General features: G+C 25.1%; 1 pseudogene. It reads right to left on the reverse strand.

Annotation, left to right across the window (positions count from 1 at the left end):
- Nucleotides 1–223: pseudogene (locus tag HMPREF2576_RS10200) on the reverse strand (replication protein); the annotation flags it as partial.

The following is a 223-nucleotide window of genomic DNA, read 5'->3' on the forward strand; positions in this document are numbered from 1 at the left end:
TTTTAATAATACAGTTTTGATAATTTTAATTTCAGCTACTTCAAAGTTACTTAGATAGTTTTGAATACTTTGCGGTAGTTCTTCGAGTAATTGAAATTTTAAAGCCTCATTATTAAAGTTTGAATTGTCGTGATTTGAATGATTTGTATGATTACTAGGAAAAGTTAGTTTATTATCATTCAAATCATCCGTATCATTATTCTCAGTCTTAATATAATCAGTA

It is taken from the genome of Staphylococcus sp. HMSC063F05, assembly GCF_001837075.1.
GTDB classification, from domain to species: Bacteria; Bacillota; Bacilli; order Staphylococcales; family Staphylococcaceae; genus Staphylococcus; species Staphylococcus epidermidis.